Here is a 17,643-nt window from a genome sequence, read left to right as displayed (position 1 = left end):
AATCTAAGCGTTAAAAATTAATATTCAAACCAATGTTATATGCTTTCATCAACGGATAGGCCAAGCTGGCACCCCAGTCGCGTTCTTCACGTTCGGGGTCTGCATCTTTCAGCAAGGAATTACAGAATGTCAAAAGGTTGAAACCATTTACAAAAACACGAAGGTTACTAATGCCCACCTTACGGGTAAGGTTCTTGGAAAGCGTGTAACCTAATTCCAAGCTCTTCAGACGCAAGTAAGTAGCATTCGGATTCCAGAAAGGAATGGCACCCACACCCCAGCTGTTACCATTGTCTTGCGTACCAGTAAAGTCACGACGCAAAGCGGGGAACTTACCCGATACCCACTGAGTGGAAGGGCTATAAGGGTCGTCGGTAACATTGGCTGTATGCCAACGGTCCATGTACTTCTTCATCAATGTGGGATTGGTTTTAGAACCATAACCGAATACGTCGTCGTTGGCATAGCCGATGACATAGCCGGCAGCACCTTGGAACAGCACATTCAAGTCGAAGTTTTTGTAAGTAAATCCTAAATTCAAGCCAAACTGATAAGGAGGATTGGCTCCGGCACGGCGCGATTCGGGTAACTGGTCTTCGTATGAAATCACCCCGTCACCATTACGGTCAACAATACGGAATGCACCGGGAAGCATCATAGAGTTACCATTGCTACCGCCATAAAGAGGAGCTGTTTCAAATTCGGAGATGGATTGGAACTGTCCGTCAGTCTTCTGAATCCACATACCGCCACCACTATGATTCCACATGCCACCGATAGTACGGTTTTCGTACCCATTCAGAAAACGGTCCATCGAACTCTGGTAAGGAGAGTGTTCCACTTTCAGGTATTTGTAGCGGGTAAACGAATAGTTGGCACTGATGTTATAACCCCAGTCCTTACCAATCTTGCCACGTGTACCGATTTCAATTTCCAAACCTCTGTTCTCTTCCGAATTGATGTTTTCATTAGGAAAGCTTGCACCGAAGGTATTGGGAATATTTTGAAGACGACTTGCCAACAAACCATCGTTGACACGGCGATAAATCTCAACCGTACCAAACAGTTTGCCGTCCCACAAGTCGAAATCCACACCAAGGTTGGTCGTCTTCGTCACCACCCATGACAGGTTGTCAAGAACAACTCCCGGAGCCACCATACCCATCGTCAGTTTATTGCCATCGAGCACATATCCTAGATTGCCTTGTGTGTATCCGGCTACATATTGGAAAGCGTTACCAGCATCATATCCGCTCTTGCCGTAAGAAGCACGAAGTTTCAAATTGGACACAAACGGCAACTTCCCCTTCATAAACTTTTCTTCCGAAATACGCCATCCGGCACTTACAGAGGGGAAGAAAGCCCAACGGTGTCCAGGTGCATAGCGATAAGAGCCGTCATAACGTCCGACAACTTCCAACAGATACTTGCCCGCAAAGTCATAATTGGCACGTACCAAATATGCCGCCAGACGGGTTTCATTACGATAACCACTGTTGGTTGCCGTGCTGGCATCGGCCTGATTCAATATGTCATTGCTGAAATAACCATCATACAAACGACGTCCGTACAATTCATCATAGCGACTACCTGACGCTTCGACAACTCCCGTGACATTTACATTATGCTTGCCAAAACTGTTCATGTAGTTCACCTGCGCACGTCCATAAAGTTTCTGGAAAATGCCCATGGTATTCTGATAACGGTTTTCACCGTAAGTTTTAGTGGGTTGATTGGTAAAGTAATCGTACAATTGATAAGACTTCTGCAACTCGGAGTTGTTGCGGTTGTTGCCATTGAAAGAACCCAGAACTCCGATACTCAAGCCATCTACGAAAGGTACTTTCCACGTCAAATCAACATCTGCCGAATAGTTCACACCCCGATTACGGCGGTAACCGTCTTTGTCGGGATTGACCAAAGCTGCCGCATTCTTACTTTCAGGAGCAATATCCGAATAGTGGTCAGTAGAACCAATGGCATAAGGACCTACTCCACGGTCGTTCACCAACAAGGTCTTGAATGTCCACATAAAGTCTTCTCTGGGGCGTTGTGTCTGATCCCAACGTCCGGCAACTTTTACATTCATGGTCAGTCCCTTGGTCAGTTCGGCTGTCAAATTGGAACGGAAGGTGAAACGTTCGTAATACTGAACGCCACTCTTCAGCAAACCATTATCCCGATTGTAGCCGGCACTAACGAAATACTTCACTTTGTCACTGCCACCGCGTACAGAAAGGGTATGACTGGTAGCAAAAGCCAACTTATTCATATACAGGTCAATCCAATCCCAGTCGCGATAACCGTCCACTCCATTCTTATATTTATCCAAAATGTCTTGTGAATAGACCTCGGCTTTCTTTCCGTTGCGGCTCATTTCGTTCTCCATCAGACGGAACGTGTAGGCATCTACCGTCTCTTCCATACCCGTGGCATGCTTCATTCCGAACAATCCGGAATAAGAGACACGTGTCTTTTCAGAAGCTCCCTGCTTCGTAGTGACGATGATTACACCGTTGGCCGAGTTCATACCGTAGATGGCCGCCGAAGCATCTTTCAGGATGGAGATATTCTCAATGTCTTCTGAATTGAGCTGGGCAAATTCTTCGTATTCGCGCGTCACACCATCGATAACAATCAACGGATTGCCACCGCCACGAATGCTGATCATATTGTCGAACGTACCCGGTTCACCGGTTTTCTGACGAATCATAAGTCCCGGCATCTTACCTTGAATATTATTGATAAGGTTTTCGCTTTTGGTAGTCTGAATTTTTTCCGAGGAAATGGCAGTCACTGCACCCGTCAATGATTGTTTCTTCTGTACGCCATAACCAACTACCACTACTTCTTCCAGTACTTCTGCATCTTCTGCCAATACGATTTTGAAAGAAGTTTTGCCTCCGACACGGATTTCCTGAGTCTTATAGCCCACATAACTTACAACAAGGGTAGCATCCCGCTCCACATTATTCAACGTAAAATTTCCATCTACGTCGGTAATGACTCCGTTGCTGGTACCTTTCACTAAGATACTGGCACCGATAACCGGCTCACCGGTTGCATCGACCACAGCACCTTTCACCGTCGCAGCCTGCAAAGTCGTCTGTACTTCATCAGCTCCTATAGCTTTATCATAAAGGATTATATTACGGTCCAACACCTTATAGCCTATATTAGTCCCTTTGAAGACATCGTTCAGAACCTTAAATATCGTTTTGTTATTTGCTCGGACCGATACACGACGTCTCACATCAATCTGCTTGTTGTTGTAGAAGAAAACGAATTCAGTACCCTGTTCCAATTCCGTCAGTACTTCATCAACGGTCTTGTCCTCAAGAGTAATGTTTACCATTGTTTTTTGAGCATAACCATCATTGGCCAAAGCCATACCAACCAAGCAAAACAGCATAAATAATGTGCATCTCATAGCAAGAGGAATTTTTTTCATGCATCTCATCAGGACACTTTTTGCCCTAAATGATTGGATACAATAGTGTTTTTTCATAATTTTGTATTGATTTCTAGTGAAAAAATAAAGTTACTTTATCTGTTGCCAAACAGATATTTAAAAGTTACTGTGTTTCATGCAGGAAAATGCGCCAACATTTTCCTGCATGTTTTTTTAAACGGACTTGTGCTTCATCATACTACTTTTTAAAGGGTTAATAAACTTCTATTACTTGTCTCTCGGCATTCACATCGCCATCCTCAACAAATCTGAAATGAATGTTCGAGGATATTCGGAAATGCTCCAATATACGTTCCAGACGTTGCTTAGTAAATGTAGCCGTAAAAGAACTCTGCTTCAATGAAGCCTTTTTCAGAATAAACTCCACATTGTATCTTTTACTCAGACTCTTCAATATTTCTTCAAATGGAGTGTTTCTGAAAATCAAGTATCCATCTTTCCAGCTTGTTTCCACGTCTACATTGGCTTTTTCCACAACGACCTTTTCCTGTACTATATCATAGACTACCTTTTGCCCCGGCTGCATCATCACGTCATTCCTCCCGCCATTATTTACATAGGAGAAACTGACTTTACCCGAAACCAAGGTGGTCTGTACCTTCTTGCTCTCTTTATAGGCCTCTATATTGAACTTCGTTCCATGTACCACTATCTTGGATTTGTTCAACGTACCGACGATGAACTTCTTTTCATCTTTTGCCACGGAAAAGAAGGCTTCACCCACTAACTTCACTTCCCTTTTATCATCGGCAAATTGGGAAGGATACCGCAACAATGACGATGAGTTCAAAACGACTTCCGTTCCATCCGGCAATTCAACAGAGGTAGTCATTCCCGGATTTGTCCTGACCTCCATCATCTGTATCTCTTGCCCATCTCTACTCCAATAAAGGATAGACCACGATATCACCAAAGGAATGAATAAAATGGCGGCCGCCCGTTGCATCCCTCTAAATAATACCTGATACCTATTGACTTTTTTCCGCTCCATCTTCCGATGTACATCCTCCAGAGCTTTCTTTACATCCAACCTGGATGAAATCTGCGCCATGTCCACTGCCAGACCGATTGTCTGAACCTGCCGGGCTATCCTTCTGTTCTCTTCGGATGCCTCCAACCATTCCTCTACCAGAATAGTTTCGTCCTCCGTCGTATCTCCTTCATAATACCTAAGAAGCAAATTTTCCATTCCCTCTCTTTTTACCATATTCTTTATTGCTAGCTTTAACTATAAGACTAACGAGCAAGAAGAACTCCTAAATAAAAAGCTAAAAATATTTATATACTTAGAGTATAATAAGAAAAAAAACTATTTTTGCCCAACAATAATGAACTACCACCATGAAAAATACACCATCAGAAGATACATCTTTATTATTTGCCATGCAGAGAGGAGACAGAAATGCTTTTGATATGTTATTTCAGAAATATTACTCTGTACTCTGCACTTATTGCTATCGTTTCGTCCGGTTGGAAGATGCAGAAGAGATTGTCCAAGATGTCATGCTATGGCTCTGGGAAAACCGTGAAAGACCCGTTATTGAATATTCGCTCAAGCAATATCTGTTCAAAGCCGTCTATAATCGTTCCATGACCCGGATTACCCAGAATGAAGTGAAACAACGCGCAGACGCAGCTTACTATGAACGAATGGTCACCATGCTGCAAGAGGTAGATATCTATCAAATCAACGAATTAAGTAAACATATACAAAGGGCTATCAACGAACTGCCACCTACTTATAGAGAAGCTTTCATCATGCATCGTTTCCAGAATCTGAGTTATAAGGAAGCTGCTGAGCTGCTCAATGTTTCTCCTAAAACCGTAGACTACCGCATCCAGCAGGCTTTAAAGATATTAAGAGTTAAGCTGAAAGATTACTTGCCACTGATGTTGATACACCTGCTTACTTCGCATTAGTGCCGTCCCCAAGCGGAATACCCCCATACCTTGCAGACTACATATAAGGACTCATCCCTAAAGAGTATAGGACTGAATGATCAAAACACCCGGATGTATTGCCCTAAAACATCCGGGTGTTTTAATGGAAAAAATACGGATGTTGTAACCTTTCAGTATACGAGTCAAACAGGTTCAGTCCTGACAAGAAATACAATGAGTCCCTATACATTCCATGTTCATTAATTATTCTAAAAAAGGTTAGGGAAAAGCCCGGCTCGCCGGTCATATAAGAAAAAAGCAACAAAATTATTATCATAACCTCAAAATGCACAGAATGAAAAAATTGATTACCCTATTGCCAGTACTTGTGTATGCCCTCCATACACAAGCACAATTTTCAGTGACAGCCCATCAGGAAGGATGGGACAATATTCCTCCGCAAGCACAAAAGCCGGGCTTTTTCTTCCAGCAATCCGTATTTGCCAATATGGACGGAGATGAAGCCCTCGAAGAAGTAATGCTTTTCGGACGGGACAACGGACACTATCCCACTTTCGACCTATTCAAAGCATACTATGTAATCGTCGATAACTATACTAAGGAAATCCAATATATCTCCGACGAGATTTATGTCACCGACAAGTACAATCTCCTTGTAGAAGACCGCAACAATGACGGTATCTCCGAACTCTACATATCCTACTTCAAAGACGGAAAGTTCAGTGTAGACGAACAAGACTACAATCTGCGCGCAACACGCTGCTATGACCGTATAGAATGGAACCCAACTGGCAAAAACTTTAAATCTTCCGGAAAATGAGAACAAGACTGACACTTATCCTGGTGCTCCTTATTTATATAGGGATTGCCACGCACACGCACGCACAGCAAAAAAAAATAATCAAAACCATGATGATAGCCGGTCAAGACGGCAGCCATTACTGGCAAGGCGCCTGCGAAGCCATGAAGCAGATATTGGAAAACAGCGGAATGTTCAAAGTGGACTTTGCCTTTACACCCGACTTTGGTGGAGACATCGCTACCTTCAAACCCGATTTCCACCAATATGATTTAATCGTCATCAACTACGGCGGAGCTACATGGACAGAGTCCGTACGCAAGAAATTCGAGAAATACGTTGCCGATGGAGGTGGTGTTGTAGTGATACATTCTTCCGTCGTCCCGATGACCGACTGGAAAGAATACAACGAGATAATAGGCATGGGAGCTTGGGACGGACGAAACGAAAAAGACGGTCCTTATCTGTACTGGAAAGACGGGCAGTACGTCTACGACTACTCTCCGGGGTATGCCGGCTACCACGGATTGCAGCACGAAACCGTCATAGAACACCGCGCTCCCCATCATCCTATCCTGCAGGGATTGCCACCTCAATGGAAACACTTCAAGGACGAAATATATACCCGCCTTCGCGGTCCGGTAAGGAACATGGAAATATTGGCCACCGCCTACGAACGCGGACGCCATGAACCACTGATGTGGACAGTAAGCTATGGAAAGGGCCGCATATTCGTCGACCTCCTGGGACACTGCGGCAACGACCCGAACATGATTTACTCCATGCGCTGCACCGGTTTCCAGGTGACCTTACTCCGGGGATGCGAATGGGCTGCCACCGGTGCCGTTACCCAAGAAGTTCCGGCAGATTTCCCGCTGAAAGATACTTATACATTACGTCCAAAGTTCAAGGCTCCTTTTCATGCTTACCCTGAAACCAAACACTGAATACCATGAAATACATCATTCGAACACTGTTGCTAGCATGCTGTTACATGCATGCACAAGCACAAGTTCCGTGGAAACCCGATACGGAACTGGAGAAACAATTACAGCAAAGCAATCATGTACACCGTATAATGAAAGCCAACCCAGCACACGCCGGACTGACGCGCTGGGAAAAGAAAGAGGTCTTGAAAAGCAGGGTACTCCCTCTTGCAGAAGATTTCGGTTCTTTGCGCCACACCGGACCCGGAACCATACATATAGACCAGAAAGTTACTGTTTCGGGTAAAGGGAGTATACGCCTGGACACTCCTGCCTCCCTGGGCAAGAAGAATCCAACGAACCGGAATTACGCCACTCCGGAGATTATCCGTCCCCTCGACCGGGAAGACTTGCGGGAATACAACCGCTTTTCCGTTTGGGTATACGTGGATGCACCGGGCGTTTATCTGACCTTTGCCGGATCCACCCTATATAATGAAGGAGAAAAAATCATGCCGACTCCCGGACGCTTCGAAGGACAACACTTTGAAACAGTCTATCCTAACAAATGGCAGCACATCATATGGGAGATACCGGACCTATACCGTGACTGTGTCACCGGCTTTTCAGTAAACATCATGCTGGCGGGTGCCCCTGCCGGAGCCAGCGAGCACATGAGCCTATATATAGACGACATGCGCATCGAAAAGGTAGAAGTGGAAAACAGCAGGGGATTCGACCTGCGAAAAGATGCAATGGCCTACTGCCACAGCGGATACAAGCCAGGAGCACGCAAGCAGGCTTTGGTACAGAACGTGAAGGAAAAAACTTTCTACCTGCACGATGCCGCCACGGGGCAAATTGTTTATCAAGCTATGGGCAGCCCTCTGAATCAAGACAAGAAGCAGGACAAAGGATTTCTGGTACTGGACTTCAGTAGTTTCAATACACCCGGGCAATATTACCTTTCCATTGGCGACGTGCAATCAAAACCTTTCCCTATCGGAAATGATGCCTACCTATCCACTGCTTGGCACACGCTAAACTTCTTCTTTTCCGAACGTTGCGGTTTCGACCAGCCCAGCATTCATCAGGAATGCCATCAGGATGTATTCGCCTATCACCCCGACGGGCGAAGCATGAGCATTGCCGGAGGATGGCACGATGCTGCTGACTTGACCCAAGGAACGGGAAACACAGCCGAATCGTGCATCGCCCTCCTCGAAATGGCCGGCGCCGTACAAGGCAAAGACAGCATCTTCTACGAACGCTTACTGGAAGAGGCACGTTGGGGAGTGAACTGGATTCTGCGTACCCGCTTCGGCGACGGTTACCGACTGAGCGGACTGATTATCGGCATTTGGACAAAGAATATCCGTGGAGACAAAGACGACATGCAGACAGAAGCGCGAAACACGCCTACGGACAATCTGAAAGCCGCTTCTAGTTGCGCACTCGCCGCTCCCCATTTTGAAAAGAAGGATCCGGTATTTGCACGGTGGTGCCGGAACAGTGCAATTGAGGACTTCCAATTCGCTATCGACCTGCTGGACACGGAAAGAACAGAAAAGAACGAAACCGAGCTCTGTGCCCTGACCACCGTCACAGCCATGCGTTTATACCGCTTTACACGAGATACTTACTATCTGGATTGGGCGACCCGACTAGCACGTACCGTCATGGCCGGCCAACAGCTGGAAAAGCGCACCGACTGGAAAATCCCCCTGCGAGGCTTCTTCTATGAATCTTCCCAAAAGAAACGCATTCTGGCTTATTATCATCAAAGCCAAGAACACTTGATGGTAGAAGGACTCTCAATGCTACTGACAGAGGCCCCCACCCATCCGGACGCCCCGTTGTGGCAGACATCTTGTGAAGCCTATGCCGACTATCTACGCAGGATTTCACAACTGATTGAACCTTATGGTATACTGCCAAGCGCTGTATATGAAGTGGATAATACCAATTATAAAAATCTGTACCACGAAGGCGAGCAGGTAGGGCTTCCCAGCTTGGAAGAATACAATGCACAAGTGCGCAACGGTATCCCTCTCTCACAGAATTTCTACCTGCGCCGTTTCCCCGTTGCCTACCAGTTCAGGGGATTCCACGCTGTTGTCATGGGCAAAGCCAAGGCTGCCTTTATCCTTGCACGCCTATTCAATGATAAAGTACTAAGGGATATTGCAACCCGCCAGATAGAGTACATATTGGGCTACAACTCTTTTGCCATGAGTACCGTTTATGGAGACGGATATGACTACCCGCCACTGTACGGAGCCTATGCCGGGGATGTAGTGGGAGCCGTGCCCGTAGGAATCGAAACATTCGAAAATGATGACGAACCCTATTTCCCTATGCAGAACAACTGTACCTATAAGGAAATTTGGACGCACACCACCGCACGCCTGATGTGGTGCGTAGCAGAACTGTTCAAATAATCAACTTATCATTCATTCCACAAATCAGGATATCGCCCCATGTCCATGAGCATTTTCCGGGATATTCAGTAAATGCCCCAAAAAAATAATCAATGGCATGTGTAAATGGCTATTTGTTCGTTTCACATGCCATTTTCATTATCCTTTCTTCCTTGGATGTTCCAAATAGCTCCGTATGGGCATGAGATTTCGGGAGTCCCCATAGGCTGCTCCATTTTAGAATATAACTTCATGTCACGCAGCTTTAGCCTGTCTGTTTTTGATTTTCTCCGTCATCAATACGGCGCTCGATGTATGTATCCCGAAAAATATCCATAGGATTTCCGTTTTCCTGTTCCGTGCCTTGACCTTTGTCAGGGAGTAATGCTGCTGGTGTGTACCGAAGCTTCCGGCCAGACGTGTTACACGCTCCCGGCTGAGATGAGAACGTAGTATCTGCCGCAACTGCTCATCCTTTGCCGCAAGATAGGACGGACATAATTCCGGTCTATGCTGACTATGCGGTCACATATATTCTTTCCACTGTCAAAAAACTGTTTCTGCTGTACGAACACCTTGCGTATGACAGAGAGGCGTCGTTGGTTATCAGGAGTATGCATGAGCCGCTACCCATGGGGGAATTCAGCTCATCTGTCTGTCAAAGAAGCTTTCCAAGCAGGTTTATACCGGTGAGATATGTGACTTTCGTAACAGGTGATATCGGTCAGACATACATACAGATTGCCCAGATAAGGACCCCAATGTTTGGCAAGCACAACCTGAAGGGAATCAACATCCAGTTTACCGGCAAGTTCCTGACGGATGGCACTTACAATCTTATAATTGATTATCAGACGGGAAAGAGCAATCAGAATACCGCAGAACAGTTAGAAGTGGATATTCCCGTTGAAATGTTCCGCCAGGTGGCGGTTTGACAATCCGGTATAAGATTTCAGGACCATCAGAGCTATTTTGCCACTAGCAGAAAAAATAGCTTTTCCTACCCAAAGGGGAATCTTTAATACCCATCTCTTTGGCAAGGAATGAAAATGGGAAAAGTGAGTGAAGACGACCTAATTCACTGCATGCAAAACTTTTCTGATAGTTTTGCAGAATATCAAACTCTGTAAAGCCTAACGTAGGCTGAATCTCAATTATATTTCGTATCTTAACCATATCCACTGAAAAAGAATTTCCCCCGTTTGGGCTGCCAAACCTGAAATTTTGGGGAATACCCAAAGATACAAAAGAGCCAACTAACTCGCAATGGATTAGTTGGCTAATTTTATAACATTTTCTGAGTATCCCTACTTATAGCCCATCACCTTATCACTTCATCGCATACCGCATCCTGGAAAGCACGCGCCTTAGCTCCCGAAAGAACATTTTGATTCATAATGGCAAAAGCAACCTCATGCCCATTTGCCATACGCAAATAACCCGCCAGACAATTAATAGCCGTAAAGGAGCCTGTTTTGGCATGTACGTTTTTATAAGAAGGAGTTCCGCGTTTCATACGATACTTTAATGTCCCATCTACTCCACCAATAGGCAAGGCCTTATATAATTTCTGAAAAACATCCGTACGGGAATAGGCAAACTTCAAGAAAGAAACCAGCAGATCCGGAGAAATATAGTTATAGTTAGAAAGTCCGCAACCATCTGCCAGATTGTAGCGGGCAACATTTTCACCCAAAGCCTTTACTTGTTTACGGATAGCAGAAAGTCCGTCTTCATCCGAAATCCTCTTTTTTCCGGTGCTTTGTGCACCCAGGCGACAAAGCAAAGCCTGCGCATTCAGATTATCACTTTCTTTCATTATCTGATTGACAACATCCTGGGTAGAGGTTTCAAACAAGGCCATTTGTACCGAAGTACTATCTTTCAACAATTCATTAAAAGAATAGTCGTCAGGACAACTGATACCTTTTGCCCGCAAACGCTCAAGAAAGGTATGCATAAAGAAATCCTGAGAGGAATAGATATTAACCGTACCTATCCGCTTACTTTCCACATTTCCTTTTACAACTACGTTGTTACCATTCTGTAGCCAATCCCGGGAAACCCCGAAACGCCCGGCAGCAGGAGTACGGGATTTGGTTTCATTCGTTACGGTATAATAAGAAGAGACAGGAACACAATCGAGACTTGCCAAGTACCCCCTTTCGCCGGGAGAAGCCGTAACAGTGACCAGACCTTTATTCAGCATCAATGGCGAAAGATAAGGTTGATAGGAGGCAGGTGTATCATCCCAAGCCCAACCGCTTCCCCAATAAATGGAGTCTTTCATAGAAACATCTCCATATACATGGCCCGATATCACCGAGAATGGGAAACGACTTACCGCATTTACCAATGAATCCAGAGCTTCATCATCAAATTCAGGGTCATATCCACCCACAACATACAAATCACCTTTCAGCGTATCTTGTTCAATCACGCCCTGATACCATACTTCTGTTTTAAAAGGATCATCCGCATCCGGATGGGCAAGGGCGGTAATAGTAGTCAGCAGTTTCATAGTAGAAGCCGGACGAGAGAGCTTATCCGCCTGATAAGTGTATAAAAACTTCCCGTCAGTCAGGTCGTATATGGATATGCCAACGTTGGAGCCGACAGGAAGTTGATATTTAATCAAGGTATCCAGACGGGAAGAGAGGCCCTTAGCAGCCGTATTTTGTCCCCATACGGTTACAGGAATAAACAAGAGGGAAAGAACAAGAGACAACAGATATTTTTTCATGCTAATTTAGTTACTGACACTTATCACACTTCTGCCGGACGGAATTCCGCAACCGGTTTTTCAAATTTTCCTCCACAGGCATGGCAGACATATTCCCAATGATTGTTCCCCGGAGGAGTTGCTGCTAATAAAGAAACAATAGCCGACATAATGGCTCTCACCCGATGCTCTTTCTTCAACACAAATTTAATATCAGATGAACCGCAAAAAGGGCAATATTTCAATTGTTCCGGAATCATTTGGTTTTGCTCCAACAGGCGAACAGCAGCCTCGTAATCCGCTTCATCGACCAGTATATCTACTCCAGCAATGTTATTAATATATCCACGCAGCAACGTGGACATATTCTCATTATGAAGAAGAGAAGAAATACCTTCATTCTCTAACGCTCCTTGAATGATGTGTGCCTGGGCTGCATCATTACAAGTCATCAATTTTACAGTTTTCATTGTTCTAATCTTTAAGTTGGCAAGGAAACATATATCCATCGCCTTTAAGTCCTGAAAGGACGCAATCAGATATATCTCAATTTCGTCCTTTCAGGATTCAGGATGGACTCTTGTGTATAGAGCCTATGATATAAAAGTCTTGCAAGTTGTTTACAGCACTTTAGTACTACAACGCTTCTTTAAAAATCTCTGAAACCGTGGGATGCGGGAATACTATTTTCTTCCAGGCTTCGGTAGTCAGTTTCAGTTCGATAGCCATACCTGCCAGAGTGATAATTTCAGAAGCCGGATTACCCAGTATGTGTGCTCCTAATATGGTCTCATCATCTGCTATCAGAAGTTTACAAACGCCATTCACTCCTTCGTTCTCAGCAACAAAACGACCGGAGTAAGCCATCGGGAGTTTTACAACACGGTAATTAATACCTTTCATTTGCAGACTTTCTTCCGTCTGCCCTACTCCTGCAATCTCCGGATTGGTATATACCACCCCGGGAATAGCCCAATAGCTCATAACATCCTTCTGGCCAAGTATGGTATGCACAGCTACTTCTGCCTCACGCACGGCTGTATGTGCCAGCAAAGAGAAACCCGTCAGATCACCACATACATATATGCCCGGAACAGAGGCCTGCATACATTCGTTCACACAGATATTTCCCCGTTCAGTCCTTCGTAAATCCAGGTTTTCGAGCCCGAATCCTTTTATCACCGGACGACGGCCTACGCTCATCAATAATCTATCAGCCAATACAGCACCTGCACCTTCCGCATTCTCATAACTCACCTGTACCTGTGGTTTCCCATCATCGGAAGAAGCCTCAGCAATAGATATCACTTTTGTACTAAGCATAAACTTAATTCCACGTTTGGCATACTCTGCACGCAGCATAGCAGAAAGTTCCTTATCCATGCCGCCCAGAATTTCATCAAGCATCTCTATCACAGTGACCTGTACACCCAGACTATTGAAGAAAGAAGCAAACTCGATGCCAATCACTCCACCACCGATAATGGCAAGTGATGCGGGAAGCTCCTTATTATCCAAAGCGTCGCGATGCGTCCAGAAAGGTACGGTATCCACACCGGAAATAGGCGGAACGAAGGTTTCCGAACCCGTACAAAGAATCAGGTTTTCACATTCATAAGTTTCGCCACCACACTCCACGGTATTCTTGTCAATGATGGTAGCCTCTCCCTGCACGATATTTACACCATGTGCCGTCAGTTTGCCTTTAACGCCCAGCACCAGCTTGCGCACTACCTTCTGTTTGCGGGCAATAATCTTCGGCAAGTCAAATGAGACTTCGGAGACATGCACTGCATATTTGGAAGCATAACGCGCGGAATCATACGTCTTTGCCGAATACAACAAAGTCTTAGTAGGGATACAACCTTCATTGAGGCAGACTCCACCCAAATTTTGTTTCTCGAACAACACTACACTCAATCCGGCTTTTCCGGCTGTTTCGGCAGCAGTATATCCAGCAGGACCTCCACCGATAATGGCAACTTGGTATTTCATAGTCTTATTTATTAGTATACTTGTAAACTGCCTGCAAGTTAATAAAAACCTCTCTTATCTGCACAAAACAATTATCCTTTCTTTGTCTTTTTCACCGTACGCTTCATCTTTAAGGCATATAAATTCAGCTCTATCGAAGATTCGGTTTCTGTTGTATCCCCTTTCTCTTCTACAGACAATAATTCGTGAAGTAACTCACTGCTGCGTTGAGTCAATGTTTTCTGTTTACCTTCATCTGTTTCTGTTGACAAGATATTTAGATTGCGGGAGAGTTCTCTTAAATGGGCAAAAGATTCTATAATGGCAAGAGTCGTAGCCGTAGCCCGGGGGACTTTTCAAAACGGTAGCAAGCATATAAAGCCCTTTTTCAGTGAAAGCTTTAGGCTCCATTGTAGCATGCTTTAATGTTTTGAACCGGTCGAAATTTTCGACCAGTTCCTGTTTTTCAGACACTTGTAAAGAGACAAGATATCCTTCCGGGAACTTATCCGGATTATTTCTCACCGCTTCATTCACCCTTTTCGTTTCTACTCCGTACAGTATTGCCACATCTCTATCCAACAGGACTTTTTGCCCTCTCAGTTCTATTAGACATGCTTCTATTTCCTGTTCCCTGATGACTTGTAATTTGTTTTCCATACTTTATATGTATTTTGTTGATTTAAAGACCTACAAGGTACAACTAATATTCTACAAAAAGTATCACCCCCTATCTTTTTCTTGCTAAAAAAACATACCTTTGTTTGCAGTATTTTCCAATAAAATACGTCTATAAACAAAAGCTATTTAAACTAACGAAACTAAAGATACATGAAACGAACGAACGTACTCCAAGCGCTAATATTCTCCATTGTCATCCTTTTCGGCGGAACAGCCTGTGATAATGCAAATGATGAACGTTTCTCTTCTACAGAAGAATTTACTGTCGAAGGCGATGCAAGCTCCATAGAGATCCCGATGACCAGAACCAACTGGATTGTGGCTTCCGTTATGTATCCGGATGGAGGCATCATGACAGATGAGAATGGGTATCCCTTAAAACTGGAGGGTATGGGCACCGTACGCTTCCATTGGGGCAGCATCACCCGCGACAAGGCAAAATCCCTGACTATACAACTGAATGATAACTTTGCAGGGGAAGAGCGCAGATTGATTCTCAAACTGAGTACCGAACAAGGACTTTACTCAGAACAAATATTCATCCAGCAGAAGATATGCACCAATTACTATCAGATAGAATCCATCACTTACTCCCTGGATGAATTTGATGGAGTAAGAGAAGCCGGAACAAAGCCTTGGGGAATCACCAGGATAGACAGAACCGGTAGCGGAGAAGAAATAAAGAAGACTTCCTTTTTCCCCTTCTACAATGCTTTTACTGAATATTACTTCGATACCTATACCGGCGAATATCCCAAGGAATGGATGAATCCCGAAGGAGAAAGCCGCTATGTGGATATGCCGGGAAACATTGTAGACGGACAAATTATCTTCGAGCAAGAAAAGCAGAAATACACCGACAGAGGAATGTACAGAGGTGAATTAAAAGATATTAGTTTCGAGATGGACATGGTCGGCATGAAGCAAAACAGATATCAGGCTGACATCTATTATAAAGCCTTGCAAGTTAGTTACACTATGACCTTGTCAAGGCCCGGCAGCGACACAAAGAAAATCATTACAGGGAAACTGCTAAAGAATTACCCTTATGATTGTTCTCCTATACGCCATGAGGTCAGCGACCTGCCGCCGGAAGACGCATAGACGGTAAGTTTTCAACAATCTCCTCCCGGCTCACGGCAGGAGGTTGTTTCTCCGCTAACTTGCGACACACCAATGTACCTATTTTCAAAGCATCTTCTTCTGATGTAAAAGCTGTCTTCTCACCTATGGCAGGTATATAAGGCTGATAAATCAGTGTATCTGCCCCGTAAACCACCACATATCCATATCCCCCTTCCACTTGCATGGAACGGCAGGATAACTTTTCTCCGGCGGCATTCGTACGCCCGGAACAATAAGAAAGGCATACTGCCACAAGGGACAGTACACCTATCTTCACAATAAACATCAGCTTCATAAATCTTTATATAGAAAAAGCACTAATCAACATCTTCCTGCTCATAAGGCAAGAGCTCATAGACATCATCAAAATAACTGGTTCCCGAAGATCCCGACAGTACAAAACCCCGCTTACCTGTGGAGAAAGACACCGCATAAGAACGTGATGAACCTCCGGAACTGACATTATGCACATTCGTCATCGGCGTATAGTCATCATCAGAATCACCATACCACAAATCCTCTTCAGGATCATATACCCAATAATCACTGGTCACCCCACTACGGGTTCCTGTTGCGATATATCCCCTACCGTCTATGACGAAAGATACGGTACCCGCACGGGTAATGGCATAATCGTCGTCATAATCTTCATCACTATCATTATTGGCAATGTCACGCAACTGTTTCCAATCGTTACCGTCGAACTTCCACAAATCGTCTACCAGAGTACCATTGTTATCCCCACAACAAATGTAAGCCACATCATCTATAACGAAAGCTGTACCGTACTGACGTTTATATCCACCAAATCCACTCACGATTGTCCATTGCTGTCCGGTAGCGGCATTAGGGTCGAAACGATAGAAGTCCTTCAAGTAGTTGTCATTATACCCCGTACCCACATAGCCATATCCACCGATGGAAAAAGCCAGCGCACCATAGCGCGCACCTCCGCCAAAGTCATCTTTCCGTGTCCAGCTGTCTGTATTGGGATCATACTCCCAAGTATCCGCCAGGTTCGTAGACTCATTTTTCTGGACACCGGTGGTAATGTAGCCTTTTCCATTTAGAGCAAACGCAGTTGCACTGTGGCGACCTTGCGCCTCATCGGGCATATCAGCGCATTGTGTCCAATAATCATTGTTGATGTCGTACACCCAAAGGTCCTTCAGGTATGTCTTGTTTGTCCCACGGAAACCGCAGCACAGATAGCCTTTATTATCGATGGTGAAACTACTGGCTTGTCCCCGTGCAACCCCGTCCAGGTCCGACCTTCTCATCCATACACCCTGGGTGTATTCATCGTCGTCCGTACAACTGCCGGCCAGGCATCCAACCGCCAGCAGCATCATTCCAAATAATAGTCGATTCATTTTTTCTTCAGAACTTGTTTTAATTACTATATTTTTGGTAGCAAAAGTAGGCGGCAAGTACTTCATCAGCAAATATAACCGACAAACAGCACTAATTTTTCGGTAAATAGCTTTACCGATAAAACCCGCCCGATAGCCGATTTTAATAGGAAGATATGGAAGATTTCATTTTCCTTTGCGAAAGAATTTAAGAGTTACAAGCTACGAGTGCCTTTCGGTATGATAGCGCAGCCACTTGTAGCTCGTAGC

At 44.7% G+C, this 17,643-nt stretch carries 12 protein-coding genes and 2 pseudogenes; 5 read left to right on the top strand and 9 right to left on the bottom strand.

Annotated features, from left to right (window positions below):
* Nucleotides 1–10: 10 nt before the first annotated feature.
* Together K429_RS0110900 and K429_RS0110895 are read right to left on the bottom strand one after the other, a co-directional pair.
* A complete protein-coding gene (locus tag K429_RS0110900) occupies nucleotides 11–3,430 on the bottom strand; it encodes a TonB-dependent receptor (protein ID WP_026366946.1) in 3,420 nt (1,139 codons plus the stop codon).
* A 235-nt stretch (nucleotides 3,431–3,665) separates the two neighbouring features.
* On the bottom strand, nucleotides 3,666–4,679 hold the full coding sequence (locus tag K429_RS0110895) for a FecR domain-containing protein (protein ID WP_026366945.1): 1,014 nt from the start codon (nucleotides 4,677–4,679) through the stop codon (nucleotides 3,666–3,668).
* Between the two features lie 134 nt (nucleotides 4,680–4,813).
* Here K429_RS0110895 and K429_RS0110890 point away from each other — a divergent pair, with 134 nt between their 5' ends.
* The 4 genes from K429_RS0110890 (at nucleotide 4,814) to K429_RS0110875 (ending at nucleotide 9,540) form a co-directional block, all read left to right on the top strand.
* On the top strand, nucleotides 4,814–5,392 hold the full coding sequence (locus K429_RS0110890; protein ID WP_026366944.1) for an RNA polymerase sigma-70 factor: 579 nt from the start codon (nucleotides 4,814–4,816) through the stop codon (nucleotides 5,390–5,392).
* Nucleotides 5,393–5,699: 307 nt separating this feature from the next.
* The gene (locus K429_RS0110885) at nucleotides 5,700–6,194 is read left to right on the top strand and encodes a hypothetical protein (protein ID WP_026366943.1); all 495 of its coding nucleotides are present in this window, start codon (nucleotides 5,700–5,702) and stop codon (nucleotides 6,192–6,194) included.
* Nucleotides 6,191–7,120: a ThuA domain-containing protein gene (locus K429_RS0110880; RefSeq protein ID WP_026366942.1), complete on the top strand. Its 930-nt coding sequence runs from the start codon at nucleotides 6,191–6,193 to the stop codon at nucleotides 7,118–7,120. The genes K429_RS0110885 and K429_RS0110880 overlap by 4 nt, the downstream gene beginning before the upstream one ends.
* A 5-nt stretch (nucleotides 7,121–7,125) precedes the next feature.
* Nucleotides 7,126–9,540, top strand: a complete 2,415-nt coding sequence (locus K429_RS0110875) for a glycoside hydrolase family 9 protein (protein ID WP_026366941.1) — start codon at nucleotides 7,126–7,128, stop codon at nucleotides 9,538–9,540.
* Between the two features lie 234 nt (nucleotides 9,541–9,774).
* Here the strand turns inward: K429_RS0110875 and K429_RS29850 are convergent.
* The 5 genes and pseudogenes from K429_RS29850 to K429_RS28655 all read right to left on the bottom strand — a co-directional run bounded on the left by K429_RS29850 (nucleotide 9,775) and on the right by K429_RS28655 (nucleotide 14,875).
* Nucleotides 9,775–10,695: pseudogene (locus K429_RS29850) on the bottom strand (hypothetical protein).
* Between the two features lie 145 nt (nucleotides 10,696–10,840).
* Nucleotides 10,841–12,262, bottom strand: a complete 1,422-nt coding sequence (gene dacB, locus K429_RS0110860) for a D-alanyl-D-alanine carboxypeptidase/D-alanyl-D-alanine-endopeptidase (protein ID WP_026366939.1) — start codon at nucleotides 12,260–12,262, stop codon at nucleotides 10,841–10,843.
* A gap of 23 nt (nucleotides 12,263–12,285) precedes the next feature.
* Complete coding sequence (locus tag K429_RS0110855) at nucleotides 12,286–12,711, bottom strand: DUF2007 domain-containing protein (RefSeq protein WP_026366938.1); 426 nt, start codon at nucleotides 12,709–12,711, stop codon at nucleotides 12,286–12,288.
* A 166-nt stretch (nucleotides 12,712–12,877) separates the two neighbouring features.
* Nucleotides 12,878–14,236: a dihydrolipoyl dehydrogenase gene (lpdA, locus tag K429_RS0110850; protein ID WP_026366937.1), complete on the bottom strand. Its 1,359-nt coding sequence runs from the start codon at nucleotides 14,234–14,236 to the stop codon at nucleotides 12,878–12,880.
* A 71-nt stretch (nucleotides 14,237–14,307) separates the two neighbouring features.
* Nucleotides 14,308–14,875 (bottom strand): annotated as a pseudogene (locus K429_RS28655) (ORF6N domain-containing protein).
* A 171-nt stretch (nucleotides 14,876–15,046) separates the two neighbouring features.
* Here K429_RS28655 and K429_RS0110840 point away from each other — a divergent pair.
* On the top strand, nucleotides 15,047–16,000 hold the full coding sequence (locus tag K429_RS0110840; protein ID WP_026366936.1) for a hypothetical protein: 954 nt from the start codon (nucleotides 15,047–15,049) through the stop codon (nucleotides 15,998–16,000).
* On the opposite strand, the gene K429_RS0110835 is transcribed toward K429_RS0110840, so the two are convergent.
* Nucleotides 15,972–16,316, bottom strand: a complete 345-nt coding sequence (locus tag K429_RS0110835; protein ID WP_026366935.1) for a DUF4907 domain-containing protein — start codon at nucleotides 16,314–16,316, stop codon at nucleotides 15,972–15,974. The two genes, K429_RS0110840 and K429_RS0110835, sit on opposite strands and share 29 nt — an antisense overlap.
* Nucleotides 16,317–16,338: 22 nt before the next feature.
* On the bottom strand, nucleotides 16,339–17,394 hold the full coding sequence (locus K429_RS0110830) for a kelch repeat-containing protein (protein WP_026366934.1): 1,056 nt from the start codon (nucleotides 17,392–17,394) through the stop codon (nucleotides 16,339–16,341).
* Nucleotides 17,395–17,643: the final 249 nt, after the last annotated feature.

The sequence above is a fragment of the Bacteroides sp. 14(A) genome (genome assembly GCF_000526555.1).
GTDB lineage: Bacteria > Bacteroidota > Bacteroidia > Bacteroidales > Bacteroidaceae > Bacteroides > Bacteroides cellulosilyticus.
The sequence above is the reverse complement of the archived record's forward strand: the minus strand, read 5'-3'. Positions and strand labels throughout refer to the sequence as shown.

What these genes read in the sequence shown, in the direction of transcription:
- K429_RS0110875 (WP_026366941.1), top strand. Translation starts at nt 7,126, where the DNA reads ATGAAATACATCATTCGAACACTGTTGCTAGCATGCTGTTACATGCAT.
- K429_RS0110835 (WP_026366935.1), bottom strand. Translation starts at nt 16,316, where the DNA reads ATGAAGCTGATGTTTATTGTGAAGATAGGTGTACTGTCCCTTGTGGCA.
- K429_RS0110830 (WP_026366934.1), bottom strand. Translation starts at nt 17,394, where the DNA reads ATGAATCGACTATTATTTGGAATGATGCTGCTGGCGGTTGGATGCCTG.
- K429_RS0110840 (WP_026366936.1), top strand. Translation starts at nt 15,047, where the DNA reads ATGAAACGAACGAACGTACTCCAAGCGCTAATATTCTCCATTGTCATC.
- K429_RS0110880 (WP_026366942.1), top strand. Translation starts at nt 6,191, where the DNA reads ATGAGAACAAGACTGACACTTATCCTGGTGCTCCTTATTTATATAGGG.
- K429_RS0110855 (WP_026366938.1), bottom strand. Translation starts at nt 12,711, where the DNA reads ATGAAAACTGTAAAATTGATGACTTGTAATGATGCAGCCCAGGCACAC.
- K429_RS0110885 (WP_026366943.1), top strand. Translation starts at nt 5,700, where the DNA reads ATGCACAGAATGAAAAAATTGATTACCCTATTGCCAGTACTTGTGTAT.
- lpdA (WP_026366937.1), bottom strand. Translation starts at nt 14,236, where the DNA reads ATGAAATACCAAGTTGCCATTATCGGTGGAGGTCCTGCTGGATATACT.
- K429_RS0110900 (WP_026366946.1), bottom strand. Translation starts at nt 3,430, where the DNA reads ATGAGATGCACATTATTTATGCTGTTTTGCTTGGTTGGTATGGCTTTG.
- K429_RS0110890 (WP_026366944.1), top strand. Translation starts at nt 4,814, where the DNA reads ATGAAAAATACACCATCAGAAGATACATCTTTATTATTTGCCATGCAG.
- K429_RS0110895 (WP_026366945.1), bottom strand. Translation starts at nt 4,679, where the DNA reads ATGGTAAAAAGAGAGGGAATGGAAAATTTGCTTCTTAGGTATTATGAA.
- dacB (WP_026366939.1), bottom strand. Translation starts at nt 12,262, where the DNA reads ATGAAAAAATATCTGTTGTCTCTTGTTCTTTCCCTCTTGTTTATTCCT.